This is a genomic window from Streptomyces sp. NPDC002886 (assembly GCF_042888445.1).
Classification (GTDB): domain Bacteria; phylum Actinomycetota; class Actinomycetes; order Streptomycetales; family Streptomycetaceae; genus Streptomyces.
Genome location: NZ_JBIAPV010000009.1, coordinates 60,861 through 74,364, shown reverse-complemented (window position 1 = coordinate 74,364; position 13,504 = coordinate 60,861). Strand labels below are relative to the sequence as shown.

The following is a 13,504-nucleotide window of genomic DNA, read 5'->3' as shown; positions in this document are numbered from 1 at the left end:
GAAACCGGGACCCGGCCGGCACCACGAACGGCGTCGGCGCACTTCCGGAGCGGCTCCCGGACCGCGTTGGACGCCACGGACGCGCGGACGGCCCTGACCCGGCCCGTGTCCTGCGCGGGGACCGCCGTCGTCCCGCCCCCGGGAAACCGGGGTGCGGCGGTCCCCGCGCATAAACATGTGCGCGGGCCGCCCGCGACGCCCCGGCCGCCTGGCCGTCAGTTCAGCTGATCGGTACGGCGCTCGCCCCAGAGGCGGAGGCGGGAGAACTTCGCCGCGTGGGCGTAGTTGACGCCCAGGATGCCGAGCCAGACCACGACCAGGCCGCTGAGATCCGCCTGGGCGGCGCCGATCGCGGAGAGCGGGATCGCCAGCACCAGGGTGATGATCGCGAAGCCGAAGCGCTCGCCGAAGCCGCCGTCCCGGGAGTCCGCCGCGCCGGGCCGGGTGCCGCGGGCGGCGGAGAGCCGCTCCTCCGCGAGGTGCCGCCGGACCTGCGTGTCCACCTTCTCCACGAACGAGTCGACCAGCTCGGCCTCGTACTCCGCCCCGAGCTCCCGCCGGGCGTCGAGGGTGGCGGAGAATTCCTTCTTCAGCTCTTGGGACTCCATCCCGCCACCCTAGGATCCGGCGTCCTTGCCGGCACGGGGGTTAGCCCCCGTATCGCGTCGGACGAGCTCCCGGACGGGTCGGACGAGGAGGAGGGCCAGGGCGCAGCCGAGGCTGATCGCGGCGCCGGCCAGCAGGAGCGGGCGGATGCCGAAGAGGCCGCTCGCCGGGCCCGCCAGGACCTGGCCGAGGGGGATGGCGAGGATCGAACCGCCCACCTCGTACGCGGTCACGCGGTTGAGCCGGTCCTCGGGTATCTGGGTCTGCATCGTGGTGGACCACTGGACGCCCCAGAACGCCCAGCCCACGCCGCTGATCGCGTAGCCGAGCATGAGCAGCGGCAGGGCCGGGACCAGGGCCGCGGCCAGCGGCATCATCGGGAACAGGAACATGGCGACGCCGCCGCCGAACAGCGGGCGGGCCGGGCGGAGCCGGATCGCGACGAGCCCGCCGAGTACGCAGCCGGCCCCGAAGGCGCCCTCCGCGTACCCGAAGGCGGCCTTGCCGTGCTCGGCGATGATCGAGGCCGCGCCGAGCGGGGTGAGCGGGCCCCAGACGAAGACGCCGAGCACCCACCAGATCAGGATCACGGCCCACAGCCAGGACCTGGAGCGGAACTCCTCCCAGCCCTCCCGCAGGTTCGTGAGCATGGACTGGGACCGGTCGGGTGCGAGGCGGGGGAGCCGCAGCGCGAGCAGGCAGACCCCGCTGATGGCGAAGGTGGCGGCGTCGATCACGAACACCCAGGCCGTGGAGGTGGCGGCGACGAGGACGCCGGCGAGCGCCGGACCGGCCATCGTGGCCATCCCCTGGCTCACCCGCAGGACCCCGTTGGCCTGGGTGGGGTCGGCGGAGACCTGGGGAACGAGGCTGGCGGTGCCCGGCTGGAACATCGCGGTCGCGATGCCGCCGAGGACCGATCCGCCGATGACGAACCAGAGGGTGGGGTGGCCCGTCCAGAGGTAGACGGCGAAGGAGCCCTGGGCCGCGCAGCGGACCGCGTCGGCGCCGATCATCTGCGGGAGGGGATGGAAGCGGTCCGCGATCACCCCGCCGAAGACGATGAAGAGGGCGAAGGACCCCATCCAGGCGCCCAGCGCGTACCCGATGCCGCTCACCCCGTAGCCGAGCGAGAGCACGGCGACGGCCAGGGCGACCGGCATCATCATGTCGCCCAGCATCGACACGACGCGGGCGGTGAAGAACAGACCGAAGTTCCTGGTCCAGAGGCGGGTTCCGGGCAGGGGCGGGGCGGAGACGGACGAAGACACCATGGGGGCCAATTCGCTTGAATTCGGTGGGGGTTGGCCGGTGGATGGGGGTGGCCGGCCCTTGAGGATCAAGTGCCGGCCTCGGGTCGGTCAAGGGAATTGATCCGGGTCCGGGCGGCTGCCGGGGCGGCTCGCGGGGAGGCCGGCCGGGGGGGCTCGTGAAGGACCGTCGGAGGGCCGTCGGAGGGCCTCCGGAGGGTCGCCGGGAGGTCTCGGATTACGGGATCGGGTTGCCGTCCTGCATAGCCGCATGCAGAGTGCTCGGAGACTGAATATCCCGTCGGTGGCCGCCCGGCCGCCCGAGGGACGGGACGGAGGGGAACGGGATGAGCGAGAGCCCTGCGGCCCGGCTGCAGAAGCTGTTCGAAGGGCACCGGCTGACGCCCACGCAGCGGCGCATCGCCCACTGCATGGTGCGCGGGGCGGCCGAGGTGCCGTTCCTGTCGAGCGTGGAGCTCGCCGAGCTGGCCGGGGTGAGCCAGCCGTCGGTGACCCGGTTCGCGGTGGCGCTGGGCTTCGACGGCTATCCCGCGCTGCGCCGGCACCTGCGGGAAGTGGCCCCCGCCGAGCGGGCCGGGGGCGGGGAGCAGGACACGTACAACGAGTACCAGCAGGCCGTCCAGGGCGAGATCGAGAACCTGCGGCAGCTCTCCGCGATGCTCGCCGACCCGGAGCCGGTGCGCGAGGCGGGCCGGCTGCTGGCCGGGTCGAGCCCGCTGCCCGTCCTGGGGCTGCGCGCGGCGTCCTCGCAGGCGCGCGGGTTCGCGTACTTCGCGGCGAAGGTCCATCCGGACGTGCGTCTGTTCGACGAGGGCGGCTCCATGCTCGCCGACCGGATCGACGCGGCCGCGGGCGCGGGAGCCTCGGCCCTGTTGTGCTTCGCGCTGCCCCGCCATCCGAAGGAGGTCGCCGAGGCCCTGGAGCACGCGCGGGGGGCCGGGCTGACCGTGGTCACGGTCGCCGACTCGGCCTTCGCGCCGGTGGCCCGCCACTCCGACCTGCTGATCCCGGCGCCCGTCGGCACGGGCCTGGCCTTCGACACGGCGTGCGCGCCGATGCTGCTGGGCCGGGTGCTGCTGGAGGCGATGGCGGACGGGCTGCCGGACGCGCAGGCCCGGCTGGAGGCCTTCGACACACGGGCCGCGGCGCGGGGGCTGTTCGTGGAGTAGGGCTCGCCGGGTGGATGGGCCCCTGTCCCCGCTGGGTTGTCTAGCGGTAGTTCAGTTCCGCCAGTTCGGTCGCCAGGCGCTTGTTGAGCGCCGGGATGCGGGCCAAGAGCGGGAGCAGGGTGTTGCGTACGGCGCGCACGGCGTGGTTGCGGGTGGCGGCGATCCGGGTCATCCGGTCGGTCAGCGCGATCACGCGCAGGGCTACGGGCCGCCGGGTGGCCTCGTAGGCGTCGAGGGCCTCGTCCGTGCCGGTGATGAGGGAGGTGGTCAGGGCGGTGGCGAGGGCGCGGCCGAGGGCGTGGCCGTCCTGGATGCCGGTGTTCATGCCCTGGCCGCCGGCCGGGCTGTGCACGTGCGCGGCGTCGCCCGCGAGCAGCAGGCGGCCGGCGCGGTACCGGTCCGCGACCCGGTGGTGGACCCGGAACCGCGAGGACCAGACGACGTCGGTGACGGTGGCCTGGCCGGGGGCGCGGGTGTCCAGCAGCGCCTGGACGAAGGGCAGGTCCGGCTCGGCGGGGGCGTCGGCGACGGTGGTGACCACGCGGTAGCGGCCCCCGGGGAGCGGGGCCACCACGGTGGGGCCGGCCGCTCCGAAGGTGAGGGAGACCTCCTGGGGGCCCGGAGCCCAGTCCATCGTCACGTCGGCGAGGACGAAGGACTCCTCGTAGGCGCTGCCGGTGAAGCCGATCCCGGCGGCCTCGCGGACCGTGCTGTGCATCCCGTCGGCGCCGACGGCGTAGGCGGCCCGCAGGGTCTCGCCGGTGGCGGTGGTGAGGACGACCCCGGTGGCGTCCTGGGTGACGGCGGTGACCTCGTACGGGCGGTGGACGTCGCCGCCGAGGGCGCGGAGCCGGGCGAGGAGCACGGCCTCCGTCTGGTCCTGGGGAACCATCAGGGCGTACGCGTGGGCCGTGGGCAGGCCGTCGAAGGTGACGGCGGCGAGCGGGCGGGCGCCGTCGCGGATCCGGAACCGGGTGACGGGGGTGCCGCGCCGGACCAGCTCGGCGGAGGCGGCCGGGTCGAGCTCGTCGAGGACCTCCAGGGTGCGGGCGTGGACCACGGCGGCGCGGGAGGTGTTGGCGCCCTCGGCCTGCCGGTCCAGGAGCACGAAGTCGATGCCCGCCTCGGCGAGGGTCAGGGCGAGGGTGAGGCCGGTGGGACCGGCTCCGACGATGGCGACGCGGGTGGTGGCGGGGAGCGACATCTGGGGTCTCCTCCTGGATGCCAACGGTTGTTGGCCAACGGCTGTTGACCTCAGGATGGGGGCGGGCGGGGTGGTGTGTCAACGGTTGTTGGCCTACGGTTGTTGGCATGAAGAGGGATGGAGTGGCGACGGGTGAGACCCGGGGCGGGCAGACCAAGGCGGCGATTCTGCGGGCGGCGCGGGAACGATTCGCCGCGCAGGGGTACGAGCGGACGACGATCCGCGGTGTCGCGGCGGACGCGGGGATCGACCCGTCGATGGTGATGCGGTACTTCGGGAACAAGGAGGGCCTCTTCGACGCGGCCCTCGCGGTGGACCTGCGGCTGCCGGACCTGGCGGCGGTACCGGCGGGGGAGTTGGCGCAGGCGCTCGTACGGCACTTCGTGGAGCGGTGGGAGGGGGATCCGGCGGATGACGCGCTGCTCGTGCTGTTGCGCTCCGCGGTGACGCACGAGGCGGCGGCGGCCCGGATGCGGGAGGTCTTCGCGGCCCAGGTCGCGCCGGCGCTGGGCCCCGACCGGGGGGAGCGGGTGGCGGGGCTGGTGGCCACGCAGCTGCTGGGGCTGGCGCTGACGCGGTATCTGCTCCGGCTGCCCCCGATGGCGGGGCTCTCGCCGGAGGAGGTGATCGCGGCGGTTTCGCCGGGGGTGGCTGCGGTGCTGTAGCCCTGGCGGGTCCTTCGTGCGGCGCCGTTGCCGGGGACGCTGTCCCCGTGCCCCTGCGCCTCAAGCGCCGGCGGGGCTGGGGTTGTGCCGGTGTGGGGCTTGCTGCGGTGGGGGTCGGTGCCGGGGGCGGGGTGGGGTGTTGGCCTGGACTGCATGATTTAGGCGCCCTGTGACCTACTCCGACAGGGCCCGGCGTGCTCCAGCGCCACAAATCACGTTTTACGTCCAGGCCAACACCCCACCCCGCCCCCGGCACCGACCCGGCACGCGGCCTCCGGCCTCGGCGTTTGTGGGAATCAGATCCCCCATCAACGGGGTTGGACGATCATGCGAGCTATTCAGGTGTACGAAGTGGGCGGTCCCGAGGTGCTGCGGGAGGTCGAGGTGGACCAGCCGCGGCCGGGTCCGGGTGAGGCGGTCGTGGAGGTCGCCGCGTCCGGGGTCAACTTCCTCGACGTCTATTACCGCGAAGGCCGGTACAGCTTCCCGCTGCCCTTCACCCCGGGCGCTGAGGGCGCCGGCACGGTCGTCGAAGTCGGACCCGGGGTCGTTGACGTCGCAGTCGGGGACCGGGTCGGTTGGGTGGAGATTCTCGGCACGTATGCCGAGCGGGCCGTCGTGGACTCCTCCCGGCTGGTGCCGCTGCCCGACGACATCGGCTTCGAGACGGCCGCCGCCGTGCTCCTCCAAGGCATGACCGCGCACTATCTCATCAAGGACGCCTACCCGGTTCAGGGGGGCGACACCGTGCTCGTGCATGCGGCTGCCGGCGGCATGGGGCTGCTTTTGACCCAGCTCATCACCCATCTCGGCGGCAGGGTGATCGGCACGACGTCGACCACGGCGAAGGCCGAGCTGGCGAAGCGTGCCGGGGCCGCCGAGGTGATCCTGTCCTCCACGGTCGACGATCTCGCAGCCGAGGTGAGGCGGCTCAACGGCGGTCAGGGGCTGCCGGTCGTCTTCGACGGCGTCGGCGCGCACACCTTCGATGCGAGCCTCGCCAGCCTGCGAACCCGCGGCCATCTGGTGCTCTTCGGCGCGGCGAGTGGTGCCGTGCCGCCGTTCGATCCGATTCGGCTCGCCCACGGCGGTTCGCTGACCCTGATCCGGCCCAGCCTCGGGGACTTCATCGCCGATCGGTCCGAACTGCTCCGACGGGCCGCCGATGTGTTCGAGTGGGTGCGTTCCAAGGCGCTCGAGGTCGCCGTGACGGGCCGCTACGCATTGTCCGAGGCGGCCCGGGCCCACAGTGATCTGGAGGCTCGGCGTACCACCGGCAAGCTGCTCGTCATACCCGATGCGGCCGCTCTCGGACGCCGCGAGGAGACGCAGAGCTGACCGCGGTGACGAGGTCGGGCCGAGATCAAGTCCGCCCGCGCCGTACCGGGGTCAGAGGAGGGCGTTCGGGGTGGCCGCGCCCGCCTCTGCGGTGATGGCGGACAGGGGTTGTGGGGCGCGGGCCAGGGTGAAGCGGACCCCCGAGGGGGTCACCGCGAAGCCGTGGATCGCCGGGCGGGGCAGGCTGTTGTAGCCGTAGTGCGCGGTGAAGGCGTACGCCCCCGTGTCGGGCACGCAGACCAGGTCCCCCGGAGCCAGCAGGGGCAGTTCCCGCGCGGCGGCGAGGAGGTCACCCGCGAAGCACGCCGGTCCGGCGACGTCCTGGGCGACGGGCGGCCCCGTCAGCGGAGCCCCCTTCGCGGAGTAGGGGAGGATGCGCAGCGGCCAGGCCGCCGGGGCGTACACCGTGCGGGTCGCCAGCTGGACCCCCGCGTGCGTGAGCGCGATCGGCCGCCCGCCGGTGGTCTTCGTGTACTCGACGCGGGTCAGCACCAGCCCGTGCTTGGCCGTGAGGGACCGGCCGAACTCCGTGACCAGCCCGTACGCCCCGGAGAAGAGTCCGGGGACGGCCGAGCGCAGCACGCTCACGTACTCCGCGTGGGTGGGGGTGACGGTGTCCGAGGCGAAGTTCACCGGCAGCCCGCCGCCGATGTCCAGGGTGTCGACCTGCCGCCGCCCGGCCGCCGCGTTGATCTCCTCGGCCAGGGCGTACAGCTCCCGTACCCCTTCGGCGATCAGCTGGAGCGGAACTCCCTGCGAGCCCGAGTGGGTGTGCAGCCGGGTGAGCCACGGCCGGTCCAGGTACGCCCGTACGAGCCGCTCGCGCGCGCCCGGATCGCGCAGCGCGATGCCGAACTTCGAGGTGGCCGTGGCGGTGGAGAGGGCGTCGATGCTGCCCGCGCCGGTCTGCGGGTTGATCCGTACGCCGATCGGGGAGGTGGTGGCCGCCCGGGCGACGAGGATATCGAGGCGTTCCAGTTCCTGGCGGTTGTCGGCGTTCACCGCGACGCCCAGGGCGAGGGCCTCCCGCAGCTCGGCGGCCGTCTTCGCGGGGGAGTCGAGGACGATGCGCTCCGGCGCGACCCCGGCCGCGCGGGCCAGGGCCAGCTCGCCGGGGCTGGCGACCTCGCAGCCCAGTCCGGCGTCGGCGAGCAGCCGCAGTACGGGGACGAGCGGGGCGGCCTTGACGGCGAAGGCGTGCAGGACGGGGGTGCCGGGGGCGAGGGCGCGGGCGAAGGCGCCGGTCAGGGCGGCGGCGGAGGCGCGGATGCCCGCCGTGTCGAGCAGGCAGAGGACGGGAGCGTCCTCGTCGATCAGGCCCTGTTCGACGGCGGCCCGTACGGCCAGGTCCCGTCGGCGGGCCGCCTCCCGGGTGGAGTCCTCGGCGGAGTCCTCGGTGGCGTGCGCTGGTGCGTCGGCTGCCATGTCCGCCATCCCATCATCCGGCGCGTCCGCCCGCAGCTGTTGACTGAACCTATTCAGGGAGTGAAGATGTGAATAGATTGACCAACAACGGAGGAGGCACCGCCATGTCAGGACCCCGCCCCGTACGTGCCGCGCGAGGTACCGAGCTGAGCACCCTGGGATGGCAGCAGGAGGCCGCGCTGCGGATGCTCCAGAACAACCTCGACCCCGAGGTGGCCGAGCACCCCGACAAGCTCGTCGTCTACGGCGGCACCGGCAAGGCCGCCCGCGACTGGCGCTCGTACGACGCGATGGTCCGCACCCTCCAGACCCTCAAGCAGGACGAGACGATGCTCGTCCAGTCCGGCCGCCCGGTCGGTGTCATGCAGACGCACGAGTGGGCGCCGCGCGTGCTCCTCGCCAACTCCAACCTGGTCGGCGACTGGGCCAACTGGGAGGAGTTCCGCCGCCTGGAGAACCTGGGCCTGACCATGTACGGCCAGATGACGGCCGGCTCGTGGATCTACATCGGCACCCAGGGGATCCTGCAGGGGACCTACGAGACCTTCGCGGCCGTCGCCGCCAAGAAGTTCAACGGGACCCTCGCCGGCACCATCACCCTCACCGCCGGCCTCGGCGGCATGGGCGGCGCCCAGCCGCTGGCCGTGACGATGAACGACGGCGTCGCCATCTGCATCGACGTGGACCCGCGCGCCATCGACCGCCGCATCGAGCACCGCTACCTGGACGTCAAGGCGAACGACCTGCGGCACGCGCTGCAGCTCGCCGTCGAGGCCCGCGACGCCCGCAAGCCGCTCTCCATCGGCCTGCTCGGCAACGCCGCCGACCTGCTCCCGCAGATGCTGGCCGAGGGCGCGCCGATCGACATCGTGACCGACCAGACCTCGGCCCACGACCCGCTCGCGTACCTGCCCGTGGGCGTCGACTTCGACGACATGGCGGCCTACGCGGCCAAGGACCCGGCCGGCTTCACCACCCGTGCCCGCGAGTCCATGGCCACGCACGTCGAGGCCATGGTCGGCTTCATGGACGCGGGCGCCGAGGTCTTCGACTACGGCAACTCCATCCGCGGCGAGGCCCAGCTGGCCGGCTACGACCGCGCGTTCGCCTTCCCCGGCTTCGTCCCCGCCTACATCCGGCCGCTGTTCTGCGAGGGCAAGGGCCCCTTCCGCTGGGCGGCGCTGTCCGGCGAGGCCTCGGACATCCACAAGACCGACAAGGCGATGCTGGAACTCTTCCCCGAGAACGAGTCCCTGCACCGCTGGATCAAGATGGCCGGCGAGCGCGTCCACTTCCAGGGCCTGCCCGCGCGCATCTGCTGGCTCGGCTACGGCGAGCGCGACAAGGCCGGCGAGCGCTTCAACGAGATGGTCGCCGACGGCACCCTCGCCGCGCCGCTGGTCATCGGCCGCGACCACCTCGACTGCGGCTCGGTGGCCTCCCCGTACCGCGAGACCGAGGCCATGCTCGACGGCTCCGACGCGATCGCCGACTGGCCGCTGCTCAACGCCATGGTCAACGTGGCCTCCGGCGCGTCCTGGGTCTCCATCCACCACGGCGGCGGCGTCGGCATGGGCCGTTCCATCCACGCGGGCCAGGTCACGGTCGCCGACGGCACGAAGCTCGCGGGCGAGAAGATCCGCCGCGTCCTGACCAACGACCCCGGCATGGGCGTCATCCGCCACGTCGACGCCGGCTACGACATCGCCGAGACGGTCGCCGACGAGCGCGACGTCCGCATCCCGATGCGCGAGGGCGACGACGCGTGAGCGAGCACGCCGCCGCCGGAGCCTCGTTCCACACGATGTGGGACGAGCTCCGGCCCATCGGCCGCCACGCGGACTCCGGCGGCTACCGCCGCTACGCGTGGACCGCCGCCGATGCCGACTGCCGTACGTGGTTCCAGGCACAGGCCGAGGCGCGCGGACTCGCGTACGAGACCGACCGCAACGGCAACCAGTGGGCCTGGCTCGGCGACCCCCTGGCCGGTGACGCCGTCGTCACCGGCTCCCACCTGGACTCCGTCCCCGACGGCGGGGCCTTCGACGGCCCCCTCGGGGTGGTGTCCTCCTTCGCGGCCCTGGACGAACTCCGCAGGAGGGGAGCAGAGTTCTCCAGGCCCCTGGCCATCACCAACTTCGGCGACGAGGAAGGGGCCCGCTTCGGGCTGGCCTGCGTCGGCTCCCGGCTGGCCGCCGGGCAGCTGACCAAGGAGAAGGCGTACGAGCTCCGCGACGCGGACGGCGTGAGCCTCCCGCAGGCCATGGAGGCGGCCGGGTACGACCCCGCCGCCATCGGCGCCGACCCCGAACGGCTCGCCCGCATCGGCGCCTTCGTCGAACTGCACGTGGAACAGGGCCGCGCCCTGGACCTGTCCGGGGACCGCGTCGGCATCGCCTCCGCGATCTGGCCGCACGGCCGCTGGCGCTTCGATTTCCGCGGCGAGGCCAACCACGCCGGCACCACCCGGCTGGCCGACCGCCGCGACCCGATGCTCACCTACGCGCAGACCGTGCTCGCGGCCCGCGCCGAGGCGGCCCTCGCCGGGGCCGTGGCCACCTTCGGGAAGATCGCCGTCGAGCCCAACGGGGTCAACGCGATCCCCTCGCTCGTGCGCGGCTGGCTCGACTCCCGCGCCGCGGACCAGGCGACCCTCGACACGGTCGTGACCGCGATCGAGAAGGCCGCCCGCGAGCGGGCGGACGCGGAGGGCATCGACCTGGACGTCGTCCGGGAGTCCTTCACCCCGGTCGTCGAGTTCGAGCACGCCCTGCGCGAGGAGATGAACCGCATCCTCGGCGGAGCCGTCCCCGTGCTCGGCACGGGCGCGGGACACGACGCCGGAATCCTCTCGGCGGCCGTCCCGACCGCCATGCTGTTCGTGCGCAACCCCACCGGGGTCTCGCACTCCCCGCGGGAGTTCGCCGCCGAGGACGACTGCGTGGCAGGCGTCCTCGCCCTCGCCGACGTACTGGAAGGCCTCGCGTGCCGCTGAAGACGTACTGGCTGGAGCACGCCTGGCTCGGCACCCATGTCGAGCCGGGCGTCGCCCTGGACGCAACGGACGACGGGCGGATCTCCGCCCTGCGCATCGGGGTCGAGACCCCGCCCCCGGGCGCCGAGGTCCTGCGCGGACTGACCCTCCCGGGCCTGGCCAACGCGCACAGCCACGCCTTCCACCGGGCCCTGCGCTCGACCGTGCAGGTCGGCTCGGGCACCTTCTGGACCTGGCGCGACTTCATGTACAAGGTCGCCCAGAACCTCACCCCCGACAGCTACTTCGCGCTCGCCCGCGCCGTCTACGCCGAGATGGCGCTGGCCGGCATCACCGCGGTGGGCGAGTTCCACTACGTCCACCACGCCCCCGGCGGGGTCCCGTACGCCGACCCCAACGCCATGGGCGAGGCCCTGATCGCGGCCGCCGCCGAGGCCGGCATCCGCATCACGCTCCTCGACACGGCGTACCTGTCGGCGGGCTTCGGCGAAGCCCCGAACCCCCACCAGCTGCGCTTCTCCGACGGCACCGCGGACGCCTGGGCCGAGCGGGTCTCGGCGCTCAAGTCCCGCGAGCACGCCCTGATCGGCGCCGCGATCCACTCGGTGCGCGCGGTACCGGCCGGGGAGCTGGCCACCGTCGCCGGCTGGGCGTCCGCACGCCGGGCCCCGCTCCACGTCCACCTCTCGGAGCAGACCGCCGAGAACGACGCCTGCCTGGCGGCCCACGGCCGCACCCCGACCCAACTGCTCGCCGACCACGGGGTGCTCGGCCCGCGCACCACCGGGGTGCACAACACGCACCTCACCGACGCGGACATCGCGCTCCTGGGCTCCACCACCACCGGCACCTGCATGTGCCCCACCACCGAACGCGACCTCGCCGACGGCATCGGCCCGGCCGTCCGCCTCCAGCGCGCGGGCAGTCCGCTCTCGCTGGGCAGCGACAGCCATGCGGTGATCGACCTGCTCGAAGAGGCGCGGGCGATGGAACTGAACGAGCGCCTGAGCAGCCGTACGCGGGGCCACTGGACGGCGAACGCCCTGCTCACCGCCGCCACGGAGGACGGGCACGCGGCCCTCGGCTGGTCCGATGCGGGCCGACTGGAGGCGGGCGCCCTCGCCGACTTCACCACCATCGCCCTGGACTCCGTCCGCACGGCGGGAGCGCTTCCCCGCCTCGGCGCGGAGACGGCCGTCTTCGCCGCCTCGGCCGCGGACGTCCGCCACACGGTGGTAGGCGGCCGCCACATCGTCCGCGACGGCGCCCACACCCTGGTCCCCGACGTCCCGACGGCCCTGGCCACCACCATCGCCGCCCTCCGCGGCTGACGACTCCGCCCGCGGCGGGCCTTCCCCCACCCCGCCCCTTCCCGAAACCGGGGGCTGCCGCCGCCAGCGCCCGCCTCGGGGCTCCGCCCCGGATCGGGGTCCGGGGCGGAGCCCCGGTTTCGGGAAGGGGCGGGGTGGGGGAACAAACAACTCGACGACCCCGAGGGATCATGACCACCACAGCCATCACCAACATCGGCAGCCTCGTCACCAACGACCCCGCCCTCGGCGACGGCACCCCCCTCGGCCTCATCCAGAACGCGGCCGTGGTGATCGACGGCGACCGCATCGCCTGGGTCGGCCCCGCCGACAAGGCCCCCGCCACGGACACGGCGTACGACGCCCAGGGCCGCGCCGTGATCCCCGGCTTCGTCGACTCCCACTCCCACCTCGTCTTCGCGGGCGACCGCACCGCGGAGTTCAACGCCCGGATGTCCGGCCGCGCCTACTCCGCCGGAGGCATCCGCACCACCGTCGCCGCCACCCGCGCCGCCTCCGACGCCGCGCTCGAAGCGAACCTGGTGCGCCACCTCCACGAGGCCCGCCGCCAGGGCACCACCACCTTCGAGACCAAGTCCGGCTACGGCCTCACGGTCCAGGACGAGGCACGAGCCCTCCGCATCGCCGCCGCGCACACCGAGGAGGTCACCTACCTCGGCGCGCACATCGTCTCCCCGGACTACGCCGACGACCCGGCGGGCTACGTGGCCCTCGTCACCGGCGAGATGCTGACCGCCTGCGCCCCGTACGCCCGGTGGGTGGACGTGTTCTGCGAGAAGGGCGCCTTCGACGGCGACCAGGCGCGGGCGATCCTCACCGCCGGCGCCGCCGCCGGGCTGATCCCGCGCGTCCACGCCAACCAGCTGTCCCACGGCCCCGGCGTCCAGCTCGCCGTCGAGCTGGAGGCGGCCTCCGCCGACCACTGCACCCACCTCACCGACGCCGACGTGGACGCCCTCGCCCAGGCGTCCGGCACGACCGTGGCCACCCTGCTGCCCGGCGCCGAGTTCTCCACCCGCGCGCAGTGGCCCGACGCCCGCCGGCTCCTCGACGCGGGGGCCACCGTGGCGCTGTCGACCGACTGCAACCCGGGCTCCTCCTACACGAGCTCGATGCCGTTCTGCATCGCCCTCGCCGTTCGCGACATGGGGATGACCCCGGACGAGGCCCTGTGGTCCGCCACCGCCGGCGGCGCCCGCGCCCTGCGCCGCGCCGACATCGGCACCCTGACCCCCGGCGCCCGCGCGGACCTGGCCCTGCTCGACGCCCCCAGCCACGTCCACCTCGCCTACCGGCCGGGTGTTCCGCTGGTCTCGGCCGTCTGGCAGAAGGGCCTCAAGACGGCCTGAAACAGCCGGTATCCGGACGCCGCGATCCGCCGCCGGGCGCGGATCGCGGCCTATGGACGGGCTGTTGATACGGCGTCGTCCTTTGTCTTCCCTCCGTAAGGCCCCGGGGCTACCTTGAGCCACCAATCTGATGTGCCGTCAGTAACTTGTG

At 73.5% G+C, this 13,504-nt stretch carries 11 protein-coding genes; 7 read left to right on the top strand and 4 right to left on the bottom strand.

Annotated elements, in window-relative coordinates:
• Positions 1–215 precede the first annotated feature (215 nt).
• Positions 216–608, bottom strand: coding sequence for a hypothetical protein (locus ACFYYB_RS31510; RefSeq protein WP_389439580.1), 393 nt, complete (start codon positions 606–608; stop codon positions 216–218).
• A gap of 9 nt (positions 609–617) precedes the next feature.
• A complete protein-coding gene (locus ACFYYB_RS31505) occupies positions 618–1,880 on the bottom strand; it encodes an MFS transporter (RefSeq protein ID WP_389439578.1) in 1,263 nt (420 codons plus the stop codon).
• Positions 1,881–2,203: 323 nt separating this feature from the next.
• Here ACFYYB_RS31505 and ACFYYB_RS31500 point away from each other — a divergent pair, with 323 nt between their 5' ends.
• The gene (locus ACFYYB_RS31500) at positions 2,204–3,046 is read left to right on the top strand and encodes a MurR/RpiR family transcriptional regulator (RefSeq protein ID WP_389439576.1); all 843 of its coding nucleotides are present in this window, start codon (positions 2,204–2,206) and stop codon (positions 3,044–3,046) included.
• A gap of 40 nt (positions 3,047–3,086) precedes the next feature.
• Here ACFYYB_RS31500 and ACFYYB_RS31495 read toward each other — a convergent pair whose 3' ends face one another.
• Positions 3,087–4,250: an FAD-dependent oxidoreductase gene (locus ACFYYB_RS31495; protein ID WP_389439574.1), complete on the bottom strand. Its 1,164-nt coding sequence runs from the start codon at positions 4,248–4,250 to the stop codon at positions 3,087–3,089.
• A gap of 107 nt (positions 4,251–4,357) precedes the next feature.
• Here ACFYYB_RS31495 and ACFYYB_RS31490 point away from each other — a divergent pair, with 107 nt between their 5' ends.
• Together ACFYYB_RS31490 and ACFYYB_RS31485 are read left to right on the top strand one after the other, a co-directional pair.
• Complete coding sequence (locus tag ACFYYB_RS31490; RefSeq protein ID WP_389439572.1) at positions 4,358–4,915, top strand: TetR family transcriptional regulator; 558 nt, start codon at positions 4,358–4,360, stop codon at positions 4,913–4,915.
• 327 nt (positions 4,916–5,242) lie between these two features.
• Positions 5,243–6,253, top strand: a complete 1,011-nt coding sequence (locus ACFYYB_RS31485) for a quinone oxidoreductase family protein (protein WP_389439570.1) — start codon at positions 5,243–5,245, stop codon at positions 6,251–6,253.
• Positions 6,254–6,304: 51 nt separating this feature from the next.
• Here ACFYYB_RS31485 and ACFYYB_RS31480 read toward each other — a convergent pair whose 3' ends face one another.
• Positions 6,305–7,678 (bottom strand): diaminopimelate decarboxylase, encoded by a 1,374-nt coding sequence (locus ACFYYB_RS31480; RefSeq protein ID WP_389439568.1) that lies wholly within the window; start codon positions 7,676–7,678, stop codon positions 6,305–6,307.
• A 104-nt stretch (positions 7,679–7,782) separates the two neighbouring features.
• Between ACFYYB_RS31480 and hutU the strand changes: the two genes are divergently transcribed.
• From hutU to hutI, 4 genes are all read left to right on the top strand, one after another.
• On the top strand, positions 7,783–9,447 hold the full coding sequence (hutU, locus tag ACFYYB_RS31475; RefSeq protein ID WP_389439566.1) for a urocanate hydratase: 1,665 nt from the start codon (positions 7,783–7,785) through the stop codon (positions 9,445–9,447).
• A 35-nt stretch (positions 9,448–9,482) separates the two neighbouring features.
• Positions 9,483–10,673, top strand: coding sequence for an allantoate amidohydrolase (locus tag ACFYYB_RS31470; protein ID WP_389439948.1), 1,191 nt, complete (start codon positions 9,483–9,485; stop codon positions 10,671–10,673).
• Entirely contained in the window at positions 10,664–12,004 is a 1,341-nt protein-coding gene (locus ACFYYB_RS31465; protein WP_389439564.1) for a formimidoylglutamate deiminase, read from the top strand. The genes ACFYYB_RS31470 and ACFYYB_RS31465 overlap by 10 nt, the downstream gene beginning before the upstream one ends.
• A 170-nt stretch (positions 12,005–12,174) precedes the next feature.
• Positions 12,175–13,353, top strand: coding sequence for an imidazolonepropionase (gene hutI / locus ACFYYB_RS31460; protein WP_389439562.1), 1,179 nt, complete (start codon positions 12,175–12,177; stop codon positions 13,351–13,353).
• The last annotated feature ends 151 nt before the right edge of the window (positions 13,354–13,504 follow it).

Bases quoted from the DNA above. Each gene is read 5' to 3' on its own strand.
- ACFYYB_RS31510 (WP_389439580.1), bottom strand. From the start codon at position 608: ATGGAGTCCCAAGAGCTGAAGAAGGAATTCTCCGCCACCCTCGACGCC.
- ACFYYB_RS31505 (WP_389439578.1), bottom strand. From the start codon at position 1,880: ATGGTGTCTTCGTCCGTCTCCGCCCCGCCCCTGCCCGGAACCCGCCTC.
- ACFYYB_RS31500 (WP_389439576.1), top strand. From the start codon at position 2,204: ATGAGCGAGAGCCCTGCGGCCCGGCTGCAGAAGCTGTTCGAAGGGCAC.
- ACFYYB_RS31495 (WP_389439574.1), bottom strand. From the start codon at position 4,250: ATGTCGCTCCCCGCCACCACCCGCGTCGCCATCGTCGGAGCCGGTCCC.
- ACFYYB_RS31490 (WP_389439572.1), top strand. From the start codon at position 4,358: ATGAAGAGGGATGGAGTGGCGACGGGTGAGACCCGGGGCGGGCAGACC.
- ACFYYB_RS31485 (WP_389439570.1), top strand. From the start codon at position 5,243: ATGCGAGCTATTCAGGTGTACGAAGTGGGCGGTCCCGAGGTGCTGCGG.
- ACFYYB_RS31480 (WP_389439568.1), bottom strand. From the start codon at position 7,678: ATGGCAGCCGACGCACCAGCGCACGCCACCGAGGACTCCGCCGAGGAC.
- hutU (WP_389439566.1), top strand. From the start codon at position 7,783: ATGTCAGGACCCCGCCCCGTACGTGCCGCGCGAGGTACCGAGCTGAGC.
- ACFYYB_RS31470 (WP_389439948.1), top strand. From the start codon at position 9,483: ATGTGGGACGAGCTCCGGCCCATCGGCCGCCACGCGGACTCCGGCGGC.
- hutI (WP_389439562.1), top strand. From the start codon at position 12,175: ATGACCACCACAGCCATCACCAACATCGGCAGCCTCGTCACCAACGAC.